Annotated in this window: 22 protein-coding genes, 1 riboswitch and 1 other annotated feature; of the genes, 3 read left to right on the top strand and 19 right to left on the bottom strand. The window is 43.5% G+C overall.

The window, feature by feature from the left end:
• Positions 1–4: 4 nt before the first annotated feature.
• The 7 genes from ASL11_RS26715 to ASL11_RS26685 all read right to left on the bottom strand — a co-directional run bounded on the left by ASL11_RS26715 (position 5) and on the right by ASL11_RS26685 (position 8307).
• Positions 5–1333 carry an ABC transporter substrate-binding protein gene (locus tag ASL11_RS26715; protein ID WP_056621585.1) on the bottom strand — a complete coding sequence of 443 codons (1329 nt, stop codon included), beginning with the start codon at positions 1331–1333 and terminating at the stop codon, positions 5–7.
• Positions 1334–1461: 128 nt separating this feature from the next.
• Positions 1462–2922: a helix-turn-helix domain-containing protein gene (locus ASL11_RS37025; RefSeq protein WP_056621584.1), complete on the bottom strand. Its 1461-nt coding sequence runs from the start codon at positions 2920–2922 to the stop codon at positions 1462–1464.
• Positions 2900–4468 (bottom strand): cache domain-containing sensor histidine kinase, encoded by a 1569-nt coding sequence (locus ASL11_RS26705; RefSeq protein WP_056621582.1) that lies wholly within the window; start codon positions 4466–4468, stop codon positions 2900–2902. The genes ASL11_RS37025 and ASL11_RS26705 overlap by 23 nt, the downstream gene beginning before the upstream one ends.
• A gap of 306 nt (positions 4469–4774) precedes the next feature.
• Entirely contained in the window at positions 4775–5884 is a 1110-nt protein-coding gene (locus tag ASL11_RS37020; RefSeq protein WP_063795691.1) for a GNAT family N-acetyltransferase, read from the bottom strand.
• A gap of 47 nt (positions 5885–5931) precedes the next feature.
• A riboswitch (ZMP/ZTP riboswitch) is annotated at positions 5932–6012 on the bottom strand.
• A 71-nt stretch (positions 6013–6083) separates the two neighbouring features.
• Entirely contained in the window at positions 6084–6692 is a 609-nt protein-coding gene (locus ASL11_RS26695; protein ID WP_056621580.1) for a LysE/ArgO family amino acid transporter, read from the bottom strand.
• 44 nt (positions 6693–6736) lie between these two features.
• On the bottom strand, positions 6737–7642 hold the full coding sequence (locus ASL11_RS26690) for an aminoglycoside phosphotransferase family protein (protein ID WP_056621578.1): 906 nt from the start codon (positions 7640–7642) through the stop codon (positions 6737–6739).
• Positions 7643–7692: 50 nt separating this feature from the next.
• Complete coding sequence (locus tag ASL11_RS26685; protein ID WP_056621576.1) at positions 7693–8307, bottom strand: DUF3221 domain-containing protein; 615 nt, start codon at positions 8305–8307, stop codon at positions 7693–7695.
• A 155-nt stretch (positions 8308–8462) separates the two neighbouring features.
• Between ASL11_RS26685 and ASL11_RS26680 the strand changes: the two genes are divergently transcribed.
• Positions 8463–8891: a DUF1801 domain-containing protein gene (locus ASL11_RS26680; protein WP_056621574.1), complete on the top strand. Its 429-nt coding sequence runs from the start codon at positions 8463–8465 to the stop codon at positions 8889–8891.
• Between the two features lie 102 nt (positions 8892–8993).
• Here the strand turns inward: ASL11_RS26680 and asd are convergent, their stop codons facing one another.
• From asd to ASL11_RS26660, 3 genes are all read right to left on the bottom strand, one after another.
• Positions 8994–10079, bottom strand: coding sequence for an aspartate-semialdehyde dehydrogenase (gene asd / locus ASL11_RS26675; RefSeq protein ID WP_082595847.1), 1086 nt, complete (start codon positions 10077–10079; stop codon positions 8994–8996).
• A 156-nt stretch (positions 10080–10235) separates the two neighbouring features.
• Positions 10236–10496: a binding site (T-box leader), on the bottom strand.
• Between the two features lie 60 nt (positions 10497–10556).
• A complete protein-coding gene (locus ASL11_RS26665; protein ID WP_056621567.1) occupies positions 10557–11645 on the bottom strand; it encodes a hypothetical protein in 1089 nt (362 codons plus the stop codon).
• A gap of 117 nt (positions 11646–11762) precedes the next feature.
• Positions 11763–12167 (bottom strand): hypothetical protein, encoded by a 405-nt coding sequence (locus tag ASL11_RS26660; RefSeq protein WP_235550586.1) that lies wholly within the window; start codon positions 12165–12167, stop codon positions 11763–11765.
• A 57-nt stretch (positions 12168–12224) separates the two neighbouring features.
• Here ASL11_RS26660 and ASL11_RS37910 point away from each other — a divergent pair, with 57 nt between their 5' ends.
• Positions 12225–12350: a hypothetical protein gene (locus ASL11_RS37910; RefSeq protein WP_268796242.1), complete on the top strand. Its 126-nt coding sequence runs from the start codon at positions 12225–12227 to the stop codon at positions 12348–12350.
• A 58-nt stretch (positions 12351–12408) separates the two neighbouring features.
• Here the strand turns inward: ASL11_RS37910 and ASL11_RS26655 are convergent, their stop codons facing one another.
• From ASL11_RS26655 to ASL11_RS26620, 8 genes are all read right to left on the bottom strand, one after another.
• Complete coding sequence (locus ASL11_RS26655; RefSeq protein ID WP_056621564.1) at positions 12409–13092, bottom strand: TetR/AcrR family transcriptional regulator; 684 nt, start codon at positions 13090–13092, stop codon at positions 12409–12411.
• Positions 13082–14239, bottom strand: coding sequence for an FAD-dependent oxidoreductase (locus ASL11_RS26650; protein WP_056621562.1), 1158 nt, complete (start codon positions 14237–14239; stop codon positions 13082–13084). Before ASL11_RS26650 ends, ASL11_RS26655 begins: the two co-directional genes overlap by 11 nt.
• A gap of 164 nt (positions 14240–14403) precedes the next feature.
• Positions 14404–15684, bottom strand: coding sequence for an L-cysteine desulfidase family protein (locus ASL11_RS26645; protein ID WP_056621561.1), 1281 nt, complete (start codon positions 15682–15684; stop codon positions 14404–14406).
• Between the two features lie 156 nt (positions 15685–15840).
• On the bottom strand, positions 15841–16149 hold the full coding sequence (locus ASL11_RS26640; RefSeq protein ID WP_056621560.1) for a hypothetical protein: 309 nt from the start codon (positions 16147–16149) through the stop codon (positions 15841–15843).
• Positions 16150–16366: 217 nt separating this feature from the next.
• Positions 16367–16912 (bottom strand): VanZ family protein, encoded by a 546-nt coding sequence (locus ASL11_RS26635; RefSeq protein WP_082595845.1) that lies wholly within the window; start codon positions 16910–16912, stop codon positions 16367–16369.
• A 37-nt stretch (positions 16913–16949) separates the two neighbouring features.
• Positions 16950–17819: a M15 family metallopeptidase gene (locus ASL11_RS26630; RefSeq protein ID WP_056621558.1), complete on the bottom strand. Its 870-nt coding sequence runs from the start codon at positions 17817–17819 to the stop codon at positions 16950–16952.
• A gap of 101 nt (positions 17820–17920) precedes the next feature.
• On the bottom strand, positions 17921–19006 hold the full coding sequence (locus ASL11_RS26625; protein WP_056621557.1) for a HAMP domain-containing sensor histidine kinase: 1086 nt from the start codon (positions 19004–19006) through the stop codon (positions 17921–17923).
• Positions 18999–19694 (bottom strand): response regulator transcription factor, encoded by a 696-nt coding sequence (locus tag ASL11_RS26620; RefSeq protein ID WP_056621555.1) that lies wholly within the window; start codon positions 19692–19694, stop codon positions 18999–19001. The genes ASL11_RS26625 and ASL11_RS26620 overlap by 8 nt, the downstream gene beginning before the upstream one ends.
• A gap of 200 nt (positions 19695–19894) precedes the next feature.
• On the opposite strand from ASL11_RS26620, the gene ASL11_RS26615 reads away from it, so the two are divergent.
• The gene (locus tag ASL11_RS26615) at positions 19895–21088 is read left to right on the top strand and encodes an MFS transporter (RefSeq protein WP_442953098.1); all 1194 of its coding nucleotides are present in this window, start codon (positions 19895–19897) and stop codon (positions 21086–21088) included.
• 150 nt (positions 21089–21238) lie between these two features.
• Here ASL11_RS26615 and ASL11_RS26610 read toward each other — a convergent pair whose 3' ends face one another.
• The gene (locus tag ASL11_RS26610; protein WP_056621552.1) at positions 21239–22003 is read right to left on the bottom strand and encodes an SDR family oxidoreductase; all 765 of its coding nucleotides are present in this window, start codon (positions 22001–22003) and stop codon (positions 21239–21241) included.
• Positions 22004–22144 lie beyond the last annotated feature (141 nt).

Raw genomic sequence — 22144 nt, 5'->3', positions numbered from 1 at the left:
CTAATTATTTGGTTGTTTTCATAAATTCATTATGCCGTTTTACCATAGCCGCCAAAGTTGTTGCAGTATCTTGCTTGCCTAAGAAAAACTTCTCATATTCCTCCCTGCGTAGGTCCATGACTTGTTGAGGCAGGTTACGCGTAAACGTAGGAGTCTTGTTCTCGAACAGTACATATTTCAAAGAAGGAATATCATAAGTACTCTCATTTTCACCTAATAACAGCTTCAAAGCATCCTCAACATTCGCATCTTTGGAAGCAGGAATTCGTCCGCCAGAAGCAAGTGGCAGTAATCCTCCGTCTGCATACCATTTCAAGAACTTCCATGCTGCATCTTTATTAGCCGTCTTCGCGTTAATCGAAACGAAATCGCCTAACCCACCACGACCAATACCATTTTGCTCATTACTATCTAGTCTCGGAACAGGCGCGAACGCAATTTTGAACGTCCTTGGATTATCCTTCAGGTTATTTGAATTTCGGAAAATCCAGGAACCTGCGTTCAGCATGGCGCTCTCACCTTTAAGAAACATCGTTTCTACAGGCATCTTGGTTGTCAGCTGTTCGCCAAGCATCGGCGTACTCTTGTCCTTCATCATGGTATTCAATGTATCTAACCAAGTCCCCATCAATGGGTTATCCAGATTTGAGCTGCCATCTTTTTTCGTGTACCCATCGTGAGTCAATGCGGAATCCAACGAATCTGGGAATGACTCTAAATGCTGGACTAGTCCAAAGCGCTTATCGGCTTTCAATTTCGTAGCATAGTCCTGCATATCCTTCCATGTCCAGGACGTTGGCACTTTAAGTCCCGCCTGATCAAGTATCTCTTTGTTAAACCACACGAAGAACGTACTCTTAACGGTTGGAATACCGTAATATTTACCATTAACTTGCCAATCCTTCGACGTCGAGCCCATCTTCTGTTCAATGTTATAATCGGTAAAGCTGCTCATATCCAACGCTACACCAGCATCCACACGCTTCTTTAAGGCTGTGCCTGAATAGTTCACGAATAAATCAACACTTTGACCCGTGAGCAATGCCGTATCTAACTTCAAATTACCTGCGTCGTCATTTACATAACGTTCGTACTCCACTTGAATGTCTGGGTTTTTCGCATTCCAATTGTCAACCACAGCTTGAGGGCCGGATTCTGGCGGAACGCCTCCCCACATTTTCAACTTTACGACTTTACCAGAGGCTGCTGTAGTACTAGGACTAGTCGTACTAGCGCTGCTGGAGGATGAGTCACCAGAAGTATTCCCGCATGCTGTAAGACCTAAAGTAAGAGCTAGTGCACCAAGCATCATTGTGTTCTTTCTCTTTGTCATTTGGATTGACCTCCTGCAATTGATTACTTACAGTACCTACTTTACCACCCATTACGAATGCGAATAAGAAACAGAATCCATGAATCTATAGAACAAAAGTCACATTGTCGAAAAAACGCGAAAAGGGTTTATGTTCGGTTTCTGTAGCTTGCAGGTGTCGCGCCTGTCGAACGTTTAAAAATCTTAATGAAATAATTATCATTCGCGAACCCGACTCGTTCACCAATTTCACTAATCGTTCGATCCGTTTCCCGCAGCAATCTTTGAGCATGTTCAATTCGAATCTGATGCAAATATTGAATAATACTGACGCCAAGTTTCTTCTTAAATAAACCACTAACATATTTATCATCCATGCAAACTAACTTTGCTAAGGTATCTAAGGTAATTTCCTCCACATAGTGTTCATGTAAATAGGAGATGATCTTATTGACCTCTGGATGATCAGATATAGGAATGCGTGAAGCGCTCAAGTGTTTGAAATGCGCTTCCAAACGAGCCATGAACACCAATTTAAGACGATGATGGTCGGATGCGAGTATCGCCTCTTCGTCAACCGTGCTGAGTTGAGATATTCTCGCGCACAAATGGGCAATTCTCGCGACTGCTTGCTTCACTTGCAGCTGCGGAGCTTGCTGAACTTCGAATTTACCCCACAGCTCATTTACAGCGCCAACCACGGCATCCCATCTTAGCTGCTCCAAGTTGTGCCAGATTTCATGCTCCAACCCCCACGTATCAGCAATTTCACGCAAAGGTGTGCCTGCAGAAGTGCATAGTTTCGCCCTGAAAGTAGGATTGTACCATTCCAAATTCAATGCAATTTGAACGCTTTTCCACATATCCATGAGCTGTGCAGCAGAGATTAATTCCGTATAGATTAGGCTAAATGGCAAGGCTTTTTCTGAAGGCATGTTGAACTGCAAATTTGTTGGTAACCACATAAATAGGTAGCTAACACCGTCCATGGTCAGTAAATGCCAAACAGCTGCGGATGCCACATCGTTATCTATTAATTGGAGTGCGAAGAAATCATCTCGTGTGTAGGTTGGTTGCCCGTGTTGTACCGCGATGACACTCAGACTGCGTCCATGAACACCAGGAACCTCAAGCTCGCTTCCCTTTATTTCCGGGTACTCGGCTCCCCCGGGAATTAACTTCCACAGTTTATGCAGCAGCGCTTCAGCTTCCCGTATTTCGACACTTCTGCGGTCGATAAGCTCTTTTTCCACCTTACTCATTGTCTCTGCCAATGTCTCTTGATCCATATAAAGCTTGAGCATATAACTGGACGCGCCGAACTCCAGCGCTTGCTGAACGTTCTCGAAATCACTCATAACAGTCAGCATGACGAAACGACTTGTGAAGCCTTCCTTCCGCGCTTGTTTCAACAAGTCCACACCATTCATCAGCGGCATGACAATATCTGTGATGACAACGTCAGGTTGGCATTCACGAATTTTCTCCATCGCCTCTAATCCATTACCTGCTTCCCCAATGATGGTGAAGCCCATTTCCTTCCAAGGCATCGTTTCTCTCACTTTTCTTCGAACGAATACCTCATCCTCAACGAGTAGAACGGTCCACATGGGAATCACTTCCTTTCTGGTAAGGGGTGGACATAAGGAGAGGAAGCTGGATACGAACCATACAACCTTGTGATACCGGAACGAACGCAAGATTCGCTTCTTTCTTGAAAAGGAGGGCTAAACGCTCTCTCAAATTTTGTAAAGCGATACCATTATGGTCCTTTTTGGACACCCCTTCACTGTTTACGAGACCGATGCCATTATCGACCACCTCAAGGATAAGATGAGATTCTTTCGTATAAACATGAATCGAGATGTGACCTTTCTCTTGGATCTGCGATATTCCGTGATAAATGGCATTTTCCACGATCGGTTGAAGGCTAAGTTTCGGTACGAGTGCGTATTTCAAGTCATCGGCATACACATAGTCAACTTGAAATTGCTGATCATATCGGAATTGTTGGATATAGACATAACCTCGGACGAGCTCTAACTCTTGTTCCAAATGAATGAGATCTACATCGAGCTTCAATCCTGCCTCTGTTAATCTTCCAAGCGACACACAAATTTTCGGAATCGCGTTGTCCCCTTTTTCCAAAGCCAGCCAGCGAATTGTGTTCAACGTATTCAACAAGAAATGAGGATTCATCTGCGAAAGCAGCATTTGGAATCGACTAGCTTCCTTCTGCCGTTCCTCAACTTTTAAGCGTTGTACGAGGCCGTTCATATCGACAATCATTTGATTGAAGGCTTGTACAATTGGCTGGATGTCCCCGCCGTATCTTTGATCAGGAAGTCTTACTTTCAAATCTTTACGAACGACATCGAGCATTTTAGCTTGAATGAGTCGAAGGGGACGCGTAACCGCAGATGCGATAAGAAACGTGATCATCATGAAGGCGATTGTGAAAACAATAAGTGTGCCCATATAGGCTTTCTGAATCGATCGAAGCTCAGCAAAGAGTACATTCGATGGCACTGTTTTGATTAAATAGGCATGGAAAGAGGGTACAACGGTATAGTTAATAAACGTACTACCATGTATGAAAAAGCCACTACTGGAACCGTCTGCAAGCAATCGATCGATGATCGGTGAATCCAATGCCATGGTCGACTTTTCTGCACCAGAGTGAACGATCTCGATTCCTCTTTGATCAATCAAATAATACTGATCGGAGTTTGGACTTCCGTTAGTAGCTGATTTAAACCAGCTTTCGTAATCCACCGCGATGTGTATGATCGCTCGAATGGTACCATCTGCGTCCCTTATAGGAGTAGAAATGGCAACTAGCTGCGGGCTTTTGTTAACATCAAACAGCACTTCATTACTTTCCAACTGCCATTGATACGGCGCAGAAGCAGTTAAAGCACCCTTAAACCAAGGCTTTGCCTGTATCAACTCATAATTTAAGCGCTGCGCTGGCGGGAATGAGGTATACACATTACCGAGTAAATCAGCAATCGTATAGAAAACGGGTGGACTAGAGATGAACAGACTATTCGTTACCGAACGAAAACGTTCTTCAATTTTACGTTGATTCACGATTTGATCGACTACTTCTGGCTGCTTTAACACGGAAATGACGGATGAATCTTGCTCGAACATCGTAAGTTAAAGATGAAAACCAGTTTAGTAACGGCACGTGAATATCCCTCGCTTCAGCTGTTCATTGTCAAATATTTTCTTAGTCTATCATAAAGGAATCTGGAAAGAGAACAAACCGGAGGAAGCCCCCTCTCATTCTAAGAACTTCCACTCAACCCTTCAAGAAACAAAATCCGCTATTTCATAGAACGATTTACTGATTTATCAGATCATTGATGGAGTATCTCATGTGCAGAAAGTAAAAGCTGCCCTCAAAGTAGAAAATTCTACTTGTAGGACAGCCTTATTAAAAAACGATTACCTTGCTTATTCAATTTCTCGTTCATATAAATTAGCGCCCCAACCGCGACCATCGAATCTCCCCCGATGAAGGAATCCAAGGCTACGATAGTAGTCATTCAATGTGGGGTTATCTGCCATACAATCTAAACGCAACCAGCCTTTACCTTTGTTCTTTATATAGTCCTCTGACCAAGTTAATATCCTGCTGCCGAAACCCTCCCCTTTATATTTTCGCGCGACAACTAAACGGTGTACGTATCCAGCATCATCATGGAACAAGTCTCCCCAAATCTCTTCGTACTGCCACTGGATGGAAAAACAACCAATTATCTCACCGTTCTGACATGCGACAAATACTTCTTGATCATGAATGAAAGATGTTACATAGGTTTTGGTAAACGAATCCTCTCTCCACTGTGTGAATCCCTTTGACAATTGAATCCATTGGGCTGCTTCAACAAACAATTTTTGAATGTCATCTAAATCTTCTATTTGAGCTTTCCTAATACTAAATACATCGTTTTGTTGCTGCGCTGCTGTTTTCTCATCTTTGTGCCAATGATACTCAATTTTAGCAGCGGTTGCGAGAGCTCTTTTTTCGCCAAATAGCCTAGCAACGACGTAAAGCACAGCATCAAATCCCGCGGTAACCCCAGCGGACATCACGATTTTGCCATTATCCACATATCGAACATCTTCAACAATCTCAGCACTAGGTGGTGCAATTTCACGTAATAAATCAAATGCATTTCGATTGGTCGTCACTCGTAAACCGTCAAGTATGTTTGCCTTCGCCAATAAGAGCGCACCTGTGCAAACTGATAGAACGATTTCCGCACTAGCAGCAGTTTGGTTAATCCATGATGTAATCGTTGCGTTATTCATTTCAGTGCGTGAGCCTAAACCACCGGGTACAATCAAAATGTCTGGCAAAGGGCAATTGTCGAAGCTGTATTTGGGTTGAATCGTAAGGCCGCTGACTGTGTTCACAGGACTTTGCTTTTCGCCTACCGTATAAACCTTGAAATCTTTGCCCCAATTACTCGATACCCCAAACACATCGAATGGACCTGCCGTATCCAATAAATCTACCTTTTCATAAATGAGGACTGCCACATTTCTAGCTCGTTCCATTCCATTCTCCTCCTCGAAATAAAAAAAGTATTTGATCTATTGATCAAATACTTTGCCCAGGCGAACGGCTGTTATGGAATATGTGCTCCCCCGTAGTGATCTACGTTTCGCCAGTTACACATACCAAATATTCCCTTTATTATAGTCCGACATAACTGTGAAAATCAAGAATAAATTCTTCAGCCATGCCCTATGTTGTTTAGACTAATTGCGTAATTAAATAAACGGCAGTCACCCACATGATCAATGCTGAAGCTTTATTGAGATAATTCATAAATGTGTTCGATTTATCTAATTTCCCAACCTGTCTCCCCACAACGACTAGAGCAAAAAACCAAATCCATGACACGAGTATACAGGCAATTGCAAATACCAATTTTTCTTTTCCAACATAATGGATAGAACTAGTCCCTATGACTCCAATCGTATCCAAAATCGCATGAGGATTTAGAAGCGAAACCGATGCAGCAAATGCGATCTGCTTCTTAGGTGATAACGCTTTTTCATCGGATGACGTGGCGGCAGGTTTACTTTTCCAAGTCACAATCCCCATATAGATAAGGAACAGGATACCTAATATGAAAAGCACGAACTTAATAGCAGGTATCGTAACGATAACGACGGATATGCCTAAAATAGCCAAAGTAATTAGTGCCGTATCACAAAGTGATGCTGTAAGAACGACCGGTAACGCCCTAATTAAGCGTGGTTGTGTCACACCTTGATTAAAAACAAATACATTTTGAACACCTAACGGCAAGATCAGACCTGCTGATAAAAGAATTCCTTGTAAGATGGCACTAAACATGATGTATTTCTCCTATCTACAAATCATTGTGAACTTAAATTCTATTATTCGTATAGCTTCGCATGCTCGCTAAGCACCTCATCAATCGCGCGTCGCGAAATGGCCGCAAGCCCTGGATTCTTGTCTATGTAGTAAGCGTAAGCGATCAATCCGAAGGAAAGTGCCCAGCCGCGCCCTCGCGACCATGTTGCTTCATCGACCGTTAACAAGCTGCGGAAATCCTCACGGCTCTCCGATGTAAGAAATGTCCATGCCACCATAAGGTCACAGGCAGGATCACCCACGCCTAAGGTGCCAAAGTCAATCACAGCGCTAAGCTCGCCATGTTCAATGAGAAGATTCCCCGGATGCAAATCTCCATGGATCCAAACACCTTGTCCTTGCCATACGGGAGTTTGAAGCGCCATGCCCCATGCAGCCTCTGCCACGACAGGGTCGATGATTTCTTTTAAACTCTCAATAGCATCTCGAACTGCCGCATCACGCATCGAAAGTGGTTCGCCCCTACCTGAATTGTGGGAACCTGGGGCGGGCCCATCAGTAGGATCCACGGTCTGCATAGCATTTACGAAATGCGCCAGAACTGTTGCTGCTTGGTTATAGCAGTCTAATTGTCCAACTGTCGCATTCTCACCATTCAGCCAACGATACACTGACCAGAAACATGGGTATTCTTCCGTGGGAACACCCTTCGCAAGTGGTACTGGCATGGAAACCGGGATCATCGCGGCTAGTTTTGGAAGCCAACGCTGCTCTTTTTCCACTTGTCCAATAGCCCATTCTGCTCGAGGTAATCGAACCGCCATATCATCACCCAGGCGATAGATCGCATTGTCTGTTCCAGCTGAATCCACAGGCTGTAGGCGCAGCTCTGCCCATTGTGGAAATTGTGAACGGATCAGGTGTTGCACCAGTTTTAAGTCAATAGCAATCTCTTTCGATTGGCTCATTCGAACACTTCCTTTTGCCTAATTCAAGATTGAATGAAATGCCTCCGCCTCTAACTATCCATGACGACCTTTGTCACAAATTTCTCATTACCGAAATCATAACCTGCAAACCAAATTCCCACCTGTTTACCGACTGTTATATCAGAGAATTGTACGGGGCTGCTTCCCTTTCTTAGTTGCGCAATCGGAAGCAGTCTATGTTTTACCCCATCGATTTCAATGCTACGTTCCACATTAACACCTTCGCCTGTTGTAACTAACGCTGTGACCTTACCGCTTGCATCACCTGCACCATTATCCAGTGCTATGATTTCAAAACGAAACCCTGTTGCTTGACCTGGATAACTCGTCAGCATCATTCCGTCCGTCCATACTTTAACGGTAGATCCAATCTGGACTTCATTCAGTTGTAACTTTTTCCCCTTGAACTCGATGCGTGCATGATCCGCCATACTATACCATGCAGCATCAGGCATTTTCATGTCTTGACCAATGAATTTATCGGGTGATACAACCAAAAAGCTTCCCTTTTCATTAATTGCCGTGATCTTCCCGCTTACTTCGACTTGCTCTTCTTCTACCTTTCGATCACCACAACCTGTAATCAGGACACCTATAAGAATCGTACATTGAACCATCGGCAACCAATATCGCTTTGTCCACATGAAATAACCCACCCTTTGTTCCACATGATAATACGCAATTCCTGTTGTATGTATTAGACGATCATTTCCAGACGAATGTTTCTATTTCAAACAATTCTTTGGTAAAATAATCATGGCTCGTCATACATCGGTATCATCGATAAGGAGTGTATTCAATGGCTTACGAAGCAAAAATGAAAGAAACGGATAACAGCGTCCTTGAGTTTATCGAAAATGTGGAAAGTGTTAAAAAGCGTGAAGACGCTTATCAATTATTAGATATTTTTGCAGAGGTAACAGGTTATGAAGCGAAAATGTGGGGTCCAAGCATTATTGGTTTTGGCACTTATCATTACAAATATGCATCCGGTCATGAGGGCGATGCTCCGCTAGCTGGTTTCTCGCCGCGAAAAGCCAAAATCAGCTTGTATTTTGCAACAGGCGATACCGATCGAGAAGAATTATTGAAACAGCTTGGCAAGCATGAGGCTGCAAAAGCCTGTGTATACATCAATAAAGTAGCAGATATCAATGTGGATATATTAAAAGCTCTAATCAGCCAATCGGTTACATTCCTGCAGGAACGTTACCCGAGTCATACCTAAAATAAAAAAAAGGGGCCGCCTCCGTGTAGATTCATCTACACGGGTGCGGCCCCTATCTGCATGTTAAGGGAATAGCCAAGTTCATACGGAGCCTACGGGGCTTTATTTCGCTTGAATATAACCTTCTGCTTTAAGCAACTCAGCGATTAGAACTGCACCACCTGCTGCACCGCGCAACGTGTTATGCGACAATCCAACAAATTTATAATCAAACATGGAATCTTCACGCAAACGCCCAACGGAAACGCCCATTCCGCGCTCAATCTCGCGATCTAGCTTCGTTTGAGGTCTATTTTCTTCTTCAAAGTAAGTGATGAACTGTTTCGGAGCACTAGGCAGATTCAACTCTTGCGGACGTCCTTTGTAGTTCAACCAGCGAGCAAGAATTTCTTCTTTCGAAGGTTTATTTTCGAAAGATGCAAACACCGTTGCCAAATGTCCGTCTGTTACTGGAACGCGGATACATTGCGTCGTAATTAGCGGAGAACTCGCTTTAATGATTTCATTATTTACGATATTGCCCCAGATACGCAGCGGCTCCTGCTCGCTTTTCTCTTCTTCCCCACCGATGTAAGGAATAACGTTATCCAACATCTCCGGCCAATCTGTGAAGTTTTTACCCGCGCCTGAGATCGCTTGATACGTTGAAGCAACTATGTTCGTTGGTTTAAAGTCTAACAAAGCGTTTAGGGCTGGCACATAGCTTTGGATGGAGCAATTAGGTTTTACTGCGATAAACCCAGTCGAGGTTCCAAGACGTTTTCTTTGCGCAGCAATAATTTCAATATGACCTGGATTAACTTCTGGGATAACCATCGGAATATCTGGAGTCCAGCGGTGAGCTGAATTATTAGAAATTACAGGCGTGCCTGTTTTGGCGTAGGCTTCCTCTAACGCTTTAATTTCATCCTTTTTCATATCAACGGCACAAAAAATAAAATCAACCCCAGTGGCAACTTCCTCCACTTTTGATGCATCTTGCACGATAATTTGTTTCACATTTTCAGGGATTGGTGTAGCCAGCTTCCATCTGCTTTGAACAGATTCTTCATACGTTTTACCAGCAGAGCTGCTGCTTGCTGCTATGGCAGTTACTTCGAACCATGGATGTTGATCCAACAATTCAACGAATCTCTGGCCAACCATGCCAGTTCCTCCAACAATACCTGCTTTTAATTTTCTCGACATTCTATATTCAAATCCTTTCACATTCGTATGATACTGATGATAAGCATCTTAATAGTAAATTCAAACCACTTATTTCGGTGTGCCTAATATTATAGCACGTGCGCAAAGTTTCTTACGCAATAACAAAAAAATCCCACCCCCAAGACTATTGCCAGTCTTAGGGACGAGATTCATATCCTCGTGGTACCACCCAGTTTCACCAATATGTCGCCATATCAGCCTCTTCAAGTACGACAGGCCGAAGCCTTGCGTATACTTTAGCTCTATAACAGGAGCTCCTGTCACACCATCCCCCTCAATTGGTTCCGATGTGCTGCTCTGAGGCTTTGTTCAATAAAGTTCTCTTTACTCCTTTTCAGCGGACGGAGCTCTCTGTGAAAGATTTCATTTATTTACTCTTCTCTTCAACGCATTTGTTATTGCGATAATATTATCAAATTACGAGAGGTACGTAAACAATAAATTTTGGAAACATCATTATTTTTCTTGAGTTACTCCATGGGGATTCCTGATCCATCTAGGCCCTACCCATGTTTCAATTAGAAAACTCTCAGCGAATTTGCTGCGGAAAAGCCCAATGACATGAACTTTTTGCGGCGAGAGTGCGAACGAAAGCGTACTGTCAGGGTGAGGCGAATCTTGAAGTGAAGTTGACTGCTTGAGAAGCAAATTCGTATCTACTTGTTCAAAGTTGCCTACCTGTTGCAACTCCAACTGAATCCATTGAGGTCCAAGCCAGGTTGCAACTTGAAACCACTTCGTATCTGTTACATGGCCATACGTGAGCCAATCCTCTTGAACAGCAACGATTCGAACATTCTGAGGTGAGATCATCCCATTCAATCCCGTAGATGTATCCTTAGAGCTATACATAGGCGTATTCTCAAATAAGGTAATAACACTTGGAAGTCCAGGTTGAGATGGCGGTGTTATTTTCGATGCCTCTTCCTCGTATCTACTCATCACTTTGTACATAATCGAAATGGCTTCAGCGTTCGTCAGATTCTCTTTCGGCCGAAAATGGGTTGTCGTTGCGCTGTCTAACAAGCCGTGCCGATAGGCAGTTTGAACAAGCCCTTGATGCATCTCCCTAATGTCTTTGAAATCTAAGAAATCTTTACTCGCATCCAGATGCTTGTTATCCCCACTGCCTTGTACAAGGCTAAACGACAGCAATTTAATTAATCCACCTACTGCCGTCTCGCGATTCACATGTTGCGCGTACTTCGGAACTAGATCATAGATATAGCCAGCAATCAAATCGTCTTCTTTGCCTTTTGGCAGCTGTACCCCCATCTTGATCATCGTTGCCCAGTTTCCAATATCAATCGGCTCGTCATATCGCGTTGGGTTGAGAACGTAGAAGTAGAACGAGTTCCACTCTTCCCTCGTGATCGGTCCTTCCATCGAGCTGCCGTCCTTATACGGCACGATCTGCTGTTTATAGCTCTTTTGTTCGGGTTCAACCCAGTGCGACTCTGCCGCGAATGACGGTAATGGAAGCATAACTAGCATGAGTGCCAACAGGATCGTTACTTTGTGCAAAAATAGACCTGCTCTTTTCAATACGCATCACTCCAAACGTTATTTACTACTCAATTAGACGATATGATCCACCAATAGTTTCCATTTCAAGCAATGAAATATTGAAAAAAGGACTGCCCAGAGGCAGCCCTTCAAATCCTAATGTGAAGCCGAATAGGCTTCCAATTCTGAAGCAGGATCGAATTTCTCTTTACTCATCGCGAATGCAGCCACAAGTGCGATAACGGATGGAATAATAGCCCATGCAAAGGTATGAACGATCGATGAGGATAAAGCCTCTGTAATTTTATCAAGAACCTGAACAGGGATTAGTTCACGGGTTTCGGGTGTCAATATTTTACGCGGATCACTTAGATCTACGCCTTCTGGCATTTGACCACCTACACGGAACATACCTGCTAATTGATTGGCAAAATGATGGCTTTGAATGATACCTAATACGGTTATCCCTAGTGTCATGCCAAGTGAACGCATGAAATAACCTACTACAAGAATAGCTAATGTCGGAATCATGATGGAGCGGTATCTGAACTTAGCGAGCATGGAACCACCACCCGCGGCAGTCACGACAGAACCGAGCATCATGGGTAGTAGGTGAAATTGGCTTCCTCTTATACGGATGAAGAGCTTACGTTCATCACGAAGTTTCTAGACCAAGCTAGTCATGTGCTTGATGAGCAAATCGATCAACTCAGTTCAAAGCTTAGCAGCAAATCATCCTCTTGATGCAAAAAAAGGACAACACCTTCAAGTCCTTGTGACTTGGTAGTGTTGTCCTTTTTAACTAATTAGAACTCGGTTTCGCTTGCAATATACCTTGCAGAATCACTTCCAACCCCCAGCGAAAACGTTCTTTACCTTCCGCTGAGGTCATCTCCTCTCTCAACCCGATAAGCAACGGGTATCGCTTGGCATCCAGAGATTGATAAGAAGCTTTTACTGTTTGTAGAGTTGTTCCGACTTGATTTCGAGCTGTTTGTTCGAAAGCAACGGAAGACACATAGAGAAGAAGTAAATCAACACCCCATGCCGCAGATGTGGCACCGACACCAGCTTCTTGTAGTTGCTGCAGCATATACTCTGTAAGACCTAGTGAGTTATGTCCAACCGGAATTGTTGTAAGCGCGAGCTCTGCGATTCCTGGGGCGTCGAATAAAATTGTTAAGTACGAGTCTAACACATCGAATAGCCGCGATTGCCAGGTTCCTGAATCTGACGTTGGAAGAATCACTTCCGCAAGCCCAGCATCCAATACATAGGCACTCAGCTCCTGTTGATTAGTTACATACACATATAAGGATGATGGGCCTGTATCCAACGCCTTAGCGATTTTCCGCATGCTTAGTCCAGTTGAGCCTTCTGACTTTACTAATATCAATGCTGTTTCCACGATCAGTTCTTTACTTAATGGCTCCTTAGCCGGGCGTGCACGACGGCTTACAATCGTTCGACTTGGTTTATTGGTCATGATATTGATTCATCAGCTCCATTAATTTAGGTGCGGCATCCTCGCCAAAACATAGCGCGAGATTATCATCGGACATTTTAGCAGATTCTGCCGTGTATTGATACATTTTCTCTTCATAGGATTGAACGGCAGCACTCAAATCCTGATGCGCAACGATGGACAATGCCAGTTCAGCAGCGTCAAGCATAGCCAGATTCACACCCTCCCCTGCAAATGGAGACATCAAATGCGCGGCATCACCGATCAGTGTAACACCCGGTTTGTGTATCCAGGTAAGCCCGACAGGCAACATATAAATACGTCTCGGCACGATTGGACCTACCGCGGAGCTAATGTATCTTGTTAGCGATTCATCCCAGTCGCCAAAAAATTTCAACAACTGATGCTTCGCCTCCTCAGGCCTTTCAAACGGTATACCACTTGTTTCAATCCAATCTTGTTCAACTTGAAAAGCTGCATACACACAAAGACGACCGTCGCCATTCAATTGCCCCAAAATACCCTTATGATCAGACAAAGCAAACAACTTTCCACGTCGATTAAAAGCAGCAATCTCTGGATGCTCCTCAGCTACATTATTAAGATATAGTTCAACCATACTAAGTCCTGTATACGTTGGTACTGCATTAGTCAGTAACGGTCGTATACGAGAGAAGGCACCGTCTGCGGCCACAACGAGATCAACGATATCCACATGTCCATTATCAAAATGAAGCTCATGCTGGCCATTATCCTTAGGAATGGCATGGCTTAGATTGTAGCCCCAACGGATACAAGATGGGTCGATAGCATTAAGCAATAGTCCGCGGAGCGTGCCACGATCAATTTCGGGTCGATCTCCCTCTTTTGAATCTGCCACTTCGTCTAGGTATACCTTGCCGGTTTTATCAAGTAGACGGAAATCTTCCCCTTCATAGCGAGCTAATGCTTGGAATTGTTCAATTAAACCAGCTTCTCTAAGGGCTCTTTGCCCCGATTCCGGGTGTATGTCTAAAGAACCGCCTTGCTGACGACTTGTTGGTGATGTTTCACGTTCATAAACGACCGTCTTCACGCCATGCTCCTGCAGAATTCTAGCAAGTGTTAACCCGCCAGGGCCAGCGCCTATAATTGCTATACGATGTTGTTCATTTCTATTTGTCATCATGGTGTGCACCTCGGAATTAGATTTGGAATGTCATGATCTAGTTATACCATAACGAACACTGTTCGTAAAGTACACTGTTCTTTAATCTTTTTCCAATTGTGCACACGCCTACCTCATTCTTCAATAAAATGAAAAAATCCACCTCTCGGCGGATCCTAAACTAACTATATGTTTTTATTTAACATCATTTCAAGGACAAGCTTATCGATATCGGATGTGGCTTCATTCCCGATCCGACAGAAGTTATCAATCGTCTTTTCAGCGTCATTTTCGATAAAGCCATTTGTGGAGGATATGGTCATTCCCTTCGAAGCGAGAAGCGCAGATTGAACCGCTGCACTCGTACAAGTGGCCACTTTCATCGCACAGCCGCCTTTAGCACCATCACACATCATCCCTGTTACATTGCCGAGCATGTTTTGGATCGCGGCTTTAATCTCGTTCTTCCCACCGCCGAGCAGATAGGTAATCCCACAGCTAGCACCTGTCCCAGATACAGTGACCCCGCATAAAGCGGACAATCGACCGAACTTGGATTTGATATGAATCGTAACTAGGTGACTTAACGCTACAGCACGGATGAGTTGTTCCTCCGATGAGCCAAGCTTCTCAGCTGCTGCAATAACAGGATTCGTCGCGGCAATACCTTGATTTCCACTGCCCGAATTCGCCATAACAGGCATGCTCGAACCCGCCATGCGACCATCCGACCCCGCAGAAGCAAGCGCCATCGCGTGAGAGATTAAATCATCAGACAAAATGCCTTTTTTCACATTCTCTTTAATCGTCTTCCCGACTTGGAGACCATAGTCATTCGCTAAGCCATCTAATCCAGCTTTACGGTTCAATTCAATACTTTGCTTGACCAATTGGAGCTCAGCTAGATTAACTGTATTTACGAATTCTACGATGCCATCGACCGTAAGTTCGCCACGTTCCTCTTTCGAACTCTTGAAGCTCGCGTTGGCACAGCCTCCTGATTCAACGACCTTCCCATCAACCTCAATTAAGGTGATATTCGTGTGGTTATCTGTGATAACAACCTTTGCATAACTTTGCTCTGTGTTAACGATGACCTCAATATATAATTTTCTGGTCGTATCAGCGAGATGAACCACCGATAAGCCCTGTTCCACCATGTCCTGCGCCATAACAACATCACCCGGTTGAATATCAGCAAGCACTTCTAATTGCTTGTCCGCATTCCCTGCGATTGCTCCCAAAGCCGCGACAAAATCAATCCCGGTTACATTCGTACCTGGAATCCCAACTGCTAAAGCATTCTTGATGATCCCTGCGCTGGCATGAACGGTTACTTTCCCAATAGGACCCTTCACATAACTTCGTGCCTTCGCGGCAGCTAAGGCGATCGCAACAGGCTCTGTGCAGCCTAGCGCGACGACGAGTTCTGTTTGTAATATGTGAATGAATGTATGTGTATGCAAAGATGCCCCCCCTTAATCCCCTAGTTGTCTGTGATCCTCGAATGATAATTTAGCTTGTTAGCTAAGTTCAACTACTACTACTATAGCGTAAATGTATGTGGAGAGTATGTTGAAAATATTAGATGAATTTGTGTGTAGGTCAGAAACATCACGATTTTAACCTTCCGCCACATCGGCTCCCAATTCACTTGCTACCTCTAGCATCTTAGGAATGACGGCTTCATTCGTACCAGAAACATAAATATCCCCCTGATAATGTCGAAAAGGAATCTTGATTTCGCCATAGCTCCACATGAAGAAATCCCCCTCGATGGACATGCTGGTAGCACCCTTCACGGTAAATACGGATGAATAAGTGAAATCCGGTTGTGTAGAAAAGTATTGTTTACACTCTTCCAATGAAATGGATGGTTCGGCTTGTTCATTTTGTTGAAAAGCTCTCGTAATGCGATAACGTTGACTCATTGTACGCCCTCCGTGAATGTATAATTTCAATCTACGAACCCTCTCTTATGATAGGACAAATTTAGAAGAATGCCAACTAGAGACAATGGAGCGTGGTAACAATTGGGTAAATGGAAATCAGGAACAGATAGCCATGCGCCTCCTCGTGAACACAAATAGGCTGTCCTCAAGTAGATTGATTTACTTGTAGAACGGCCTATTCTCGCCTGTCATCACCTTAGGTGATGTTACCTTCTTTTGAAAACGTCAAGTGTTGAGAATCGAACATACGTATGATAATTGACTTGCATTTTATGGACAGCTTAAAAATAGAATACCCGAGTAGACCACCTAACCCATTTAGAATGAGATCATCCACATCAAAGCTCCCCATTGAAAGTACAACTTGTAAACTTTCCAAGCATAAACTTAACCCCACAGACCTCAGGAATGCACCAAACAATGAAATCTTCTTATGCCGCCACATCAAGACTAGAAATATGCCGTAAGGCATGAATACCGCGATATTCCCAAACAAATTTACGAGATCATGCGGAGATAAGCTTTGAATATTATTCGATATTGAAACGAAAGGCTTGAAGTTCGCAAATTCTAATCGATTTTGGATATGTTCAGGATTATCGATATTCCGCTGAAGTTGTTGCCACAGAGAAGGTAGGTCAATGGAACTGAATTTAAATAATATGACCTTGAACAGAACATATAGATATAAGGCGAATAAAGCCGACAGCAGCATCTCATTCCATATTTTCATTTGTTTCATACCGCAAGCTCACTCTCCCTAATTAATTAGTTACACCTTATGGAAACAAAGTTATAATGACGCCATCCATATTGTTGCCCGATAGGTGGTAGGAACGATTGGTAGGCACTTGGATCGTGCTATTTTGTGTGATAGGACTGTAAGAAATCTCGTAGATCTTCCCTTTTACCTTTGTTGTGATGCTCTTTTGTTGTTTCAAATAAGCCAAATATTCTTCTAATGTTAAGTTCATCTGCTGCATAATCAGACTGTGTGGTAAGCCTACATAACGGAAATGCCAAGGTTCATATTGAATGCCAGTAATAGCTGTTTTGTCCTTGGGATACCGTAAAATAAACCCATATTCCGCGGCATTTCGGGTCAACCATTCTCCCTCAGGCGCTTGATTCATATCAGTTTGCGTAGAACCAATATCAAGAGCCAATCCTAAGTTATGTTCACTATATCCCGCAGGTAATGCATAATTAGATCCCATATCTTTATAGAGTTGACCTTGCTCTTGATTGTCTCGGTAACCACTATTAATCATAAAATGACGTACACCGTCTTTTTCTGCAGCTTTCATCATCGTTGTAAAGGGTTGAATGATGCTTTGTGACAACCGGATCGAGTTATCTAGCAAACCAAATCCTTGGACCAATTCTTTATGTTTAAAAAGATTGAGCACATCCGTGTGTATCCCCACTTGATGAACCGGATTCTCTTTATTGATTAAGACTAGATTCCCTTGGTATATCTGATCCTTGGTCAGTTTAATCACAAGATCCTTAGCTGGGGGCATCACCACGTGAGGACTCATTTCTACTTCCGTTTGGTCAACTTGACGATCTGCTTTTGCTGAATGCTGCTGTATGGCCTCATAACTGAGAAGAACGGCTATTACAAGCCAAAAAACCCACTTCTTCATAACTAATTTCCCTCCTAAACCTTGCTTGCATTTAGAATAAAGAAAACTGTTTAAATTAGAAGTGGGACAAATATAAAATTTTTCTTAAACTTCGGTTATTCTCATATCGGTAAACGCACTTCAAAAAGCGTGCGAATCACATTACTTTGAACTGTAATCGTTCCACCGTGCTGTTCTACAATATTTTTGGCAATGAATAAACCAAGTCCCGTACTCCCTCCCTGATGGGTTCGAGCCTGGTCACCTGTATAAAACATTTCAAAAAGATGTGGAAGCTCATCTTCAGGTATGCAATTGCCATAATTAATCACTTGAACGACGGCTTCTCCCCCGTCCCTCTGGCCTTTAATATCGACAAACTGACCATCTTTTCCATAGCGATTAGCATTGGTCAATAGATTTTCAAATACTCGGGCCAGCAACTCTCCATCAGCCAATATTTCCAAGTGCGGTAAGATGTCCATTCGGCTTATCAAATTACTCTTTTCAAAAACAGGATACAATTCCTCATTTAATTGGATAAGCAGCTCGCTTAAATCAATTTGCTTCTTTTCAATGGTCAACATGCCATATTTCATCCGCGTAATTTCAAATAATTCATCAATAAGCTTCTCTAAGCGTAGCGATTTGTTATAAGCAATGTTCGTATAATGTATCATTTGTTCCCTCGACAACTGCTCGTCCTGGAGAATAAAATCCAAATAACCAATGACCGAGGTGAGCGGCGTACGTAGATCGTGAGCTAAGTTCAACACGAGCTGATCCTTACTATTTTCTGCAAAATCCCCACGTTCAACCGCTTGCTGCAGCTTCTCACTCGCCATATTAATATCATCAGCAATATCTTTGAACTCGTCATTAGAATCAATGTGAATACGGCTGAGGAAGTCACCGCCAGCAAGACGATGAATTCCCGTCGAGATCTCGTTAAAATATGTGGCATAGCGCTTCGTTAGGAAGAAGAAAAACAAAATAGAAAGCGGAACAAACACAATCAAGAAAAAGTTTAAATCCCCAATTGTATTCACAAAATGACGTAATTTAGCTACAGGATCTTCCCTTCGAACACCTGCATAATACAGCTTCAATACGCGATAAAGTATAAAAGTAAATGTACCGGACAACAGCATGCTAAGCCCTAATAAACCGATCATTTTAGATCGAAAGCTGCGTAATAAATTAGCCATTGAATGTATATCCCACGCCCCATACTGTTTTGATTAATTTGTTTTTATTGCTATCTTCACCGAGTTTTTTGCGCAGCGTACGAATATGTACCATGACCGTGTTACCACTTTCATAGTAAGCTTCTCCCCACACATGTCCAAAAATATGTTCTGCACTGAACACTTTTTTAGGGTGACTCGCTAAAAGGTACAGAATATCAAATTCTTTCGGTGTAAGCTCGACTTTCTCTCCATATAGAAGAACGGACCTTTGATCCACATCGATGGTCACGCCTCCCACATCCAATACGCGACTGCTTGCTGCTGCCGGCTGGCTCAACTGAATTGAACGCCGCAGCTGAGCATTCACCCGAGCGACCAGTTCCATAGGGTTGAACGGTTTCGTCATATAATCAACTGCGCCCATAACTAACCCGGTAATTTTATCTAAATCAGACGACTTGGCACTCAAAAAAATGATCGGCAATGGATAGCGCTCTCGAATTTGCCGCGTCACTTCATACCCATCCATCTTCGGCATCATGATATCCAAAATAGCTAGATCAATGGCATGCGACTCAATGGCTTGAATGGCTTCCTTTCCATCGGAAACTTTGATCAAGTGATACCCTTCTTTTTCCAAATGTAACGCAACCAAATCGGCGATCTCCGCCTCATCATCTGCGATTAAAATCGTCGTACGTTTCATTCTTATCGCACTCCTCATAATACTTGTAACTGTCGTTTACAATTCATTCCTATTATAACCGATTCGTCTTCTATGGGTACTTCTCTTCCAACTTTTCTCACTGGACAAGCATAACACCGTATCTTTCAAGCATTAGATGGGAAAATATAAACGAATTGATGTAGGGGTAAACTCGACTAGTACATAAAGGAGGAAGCTTTATCATCAAAGTAAGCGATAATAAAGATCCCAAACTCGTCTTTCGTCAAGTATTTTGGGCTGCCGGGTTTGGTTGGTTATTTGATGCAATGGATGTCGGTTTGTTATCTTTTATCCTTGTTGCACTTCGCAAAGAGTGGGCGCTTACGGCTCAAGAGGCGGGGCTTCTTGGTTCGGTCAATTTGATTGGCATGACTATCGGAGCAGCTTTTGGCGGATACCTTGCGGATAAGATTGGTCGTCGTCCCGTGTTTTTACTGACCTTAGTATGTTTTGGTGTATTCAGCTTTGGGAGCGCGTTTGCAAGCGGATTAGGGAGTATGCTCATCCTGCGTTTCTTCATGGGGCTCGGGCTCGGTGCTGAGCTTCCTGTAGCCTCTACACTTGTTAATGAATTCGCGCCGCCCGATAAAAAAGGGCGAATTGTTGTGATGCTGGAGAGTTTTTGGGCTGTAGGCTGGATTATAGCCGCCGTTCTCGCTTACTTTGTGATCCCTCCATTCGGCTGGCGAACAGCTGTAATGATCGGGGCAATTCCCGTTTTGTTTGCTTTCTGGGTTCGACGAGCGGTTCCTGAATCTCCGCAATTCGGTAATCACCTCGGGCAACCGATGAAGTTAACGAAGTTATTCACCACGTATAAAAGAGAGACCATTGCGCTTTGGGCTGTTTGGTTTGCCATTGCTTTTTCCTATTACGGGATGTTTCTTTGGCTTCCTTCCGTTTTGGTCGATAAAGGTTTCTCGATGATTCAAAGCTTTCGTTATGTACTTCTAATGACACTAGCCCAACTACCTGGTTATTTTGCTGCCGCTTACTTGGTGGAGAAATGGGGCCGCAAGCCGACTTTATCCATTTTTCTAGTTCTCTCCGGTGTGATGTCAGTGGGTTTCGGGCTGAGCAACAGCATCTCCATGCTTTTATTGTTCGGCTCGTTACTGTCCTTTTTTAATTTAGGTGCTTGGGGAGCGCTGTACGCGTACACACCTGAGAATTATCCAACAGAAATCAGAGCAGTTGGAACTGGATTTGCGGCTAGCTTCGGTAGAATAGGTAGTGTGATTGCACCATTTTTGGTTGGCGCAATGGTACAAAAGAACATTGGCTACGCATCGATTTTTGGCATGTTTGCAGTCGTAATTTTGTTGGGTACAGGGATACTTCTATTATTCGGTAAAGAAACCAAAGTTCGCTGAGTCCAGCGTCCTGCCCAAAATAAAGTAACATAAATGACATGAACATTATCCCATTCCATTCCCGTAAAACTGCCTCGAATAACACGAAAAACCACCCTGTGAGAGCACAGGGTGGTTTGCTGGTGGATACAACATTCGCACATGTTTTGCTTAATTTCCTTGGGTTACAGAGCGATTCAGCCAATCATGGAAACGTGTTGTAGTGATTCGTGCACTGCTATCATTCGGAACGAGCGATTGATCATTCACTTCTATTGAACCGAAGTAAAGTGCGTTGTCATCTGTGATCACTTGACGTTCATCTTGATTGGCAGCCAAGAATTGTCGAACAAGTTCGTCAAGGCCAATTTGATCAGGGCCAGCCACATCGACAATGCCATTCACAGGTGCGCCAAGGGCGAAATCAGCCACCACGGCCGCGACATCATCCGAAACAATAGGCTGCGTAAGAGCCGAAGGTAACCGAACGGTATCCCCTTCCGTAGCCACATAAGCAATGCTGCCAATGAATTCGAAGAATTGCGTTGCGCGGACAATTGTATAAGGAATTGGGGAAGCCTTGATTAGCTCTTCTTGGGCCATTTTTGCACGGAAATAACCGCTTTGTAGAAGACGTTCGGTACCCACGACGGATAGTGCAACGTGATGACTTACACCTGCCACTGCTTCAGCAGCTAGAAGGTTCTTATTCGACGTCACGAAGAACTCCATAACGGCCTCGTCTTCAAATGAAGGCGAGTTCGTCACGTCCACGACAATCTGTGCACCGCGTAGTGCTTCCGCGAGCCCTTCACCTGTAAGCGTATTGACGCCTAAAGAAGGTGATGCCGATACGACTTCATACCCAAGCTCACGAAGGTTTTTTACAACTTTGGATCCAATGAGTCCACTACCACCAATAACTACAATTTTCATATGAATTCCTCCTAGTTTATAGCCCTTTAAATAGGCTAGAGATGTGTAATTGACTACCTCAAATTTGTTTGACATGTATAAGACAATTGGCGTCTTCTAAGTGTGACAAAAAAGTTCTGGTTAATTTTCACCTCCTTGATT

Source organism: Paenibacillus sp. Soil750 (assembly GCF_001428045.1).
In the GTDB taxonomy this organism is placed as follows: domain Bacteria; phylum Bacillota; class Bacilli; order Paenibacillales; family NBRC-103111; genus Paenibacillus_E; species Paenibacillus_E allorhizoplanae.
This window is presented reverse-complemented; position numbering and strand designations above follow the sequence as displayed.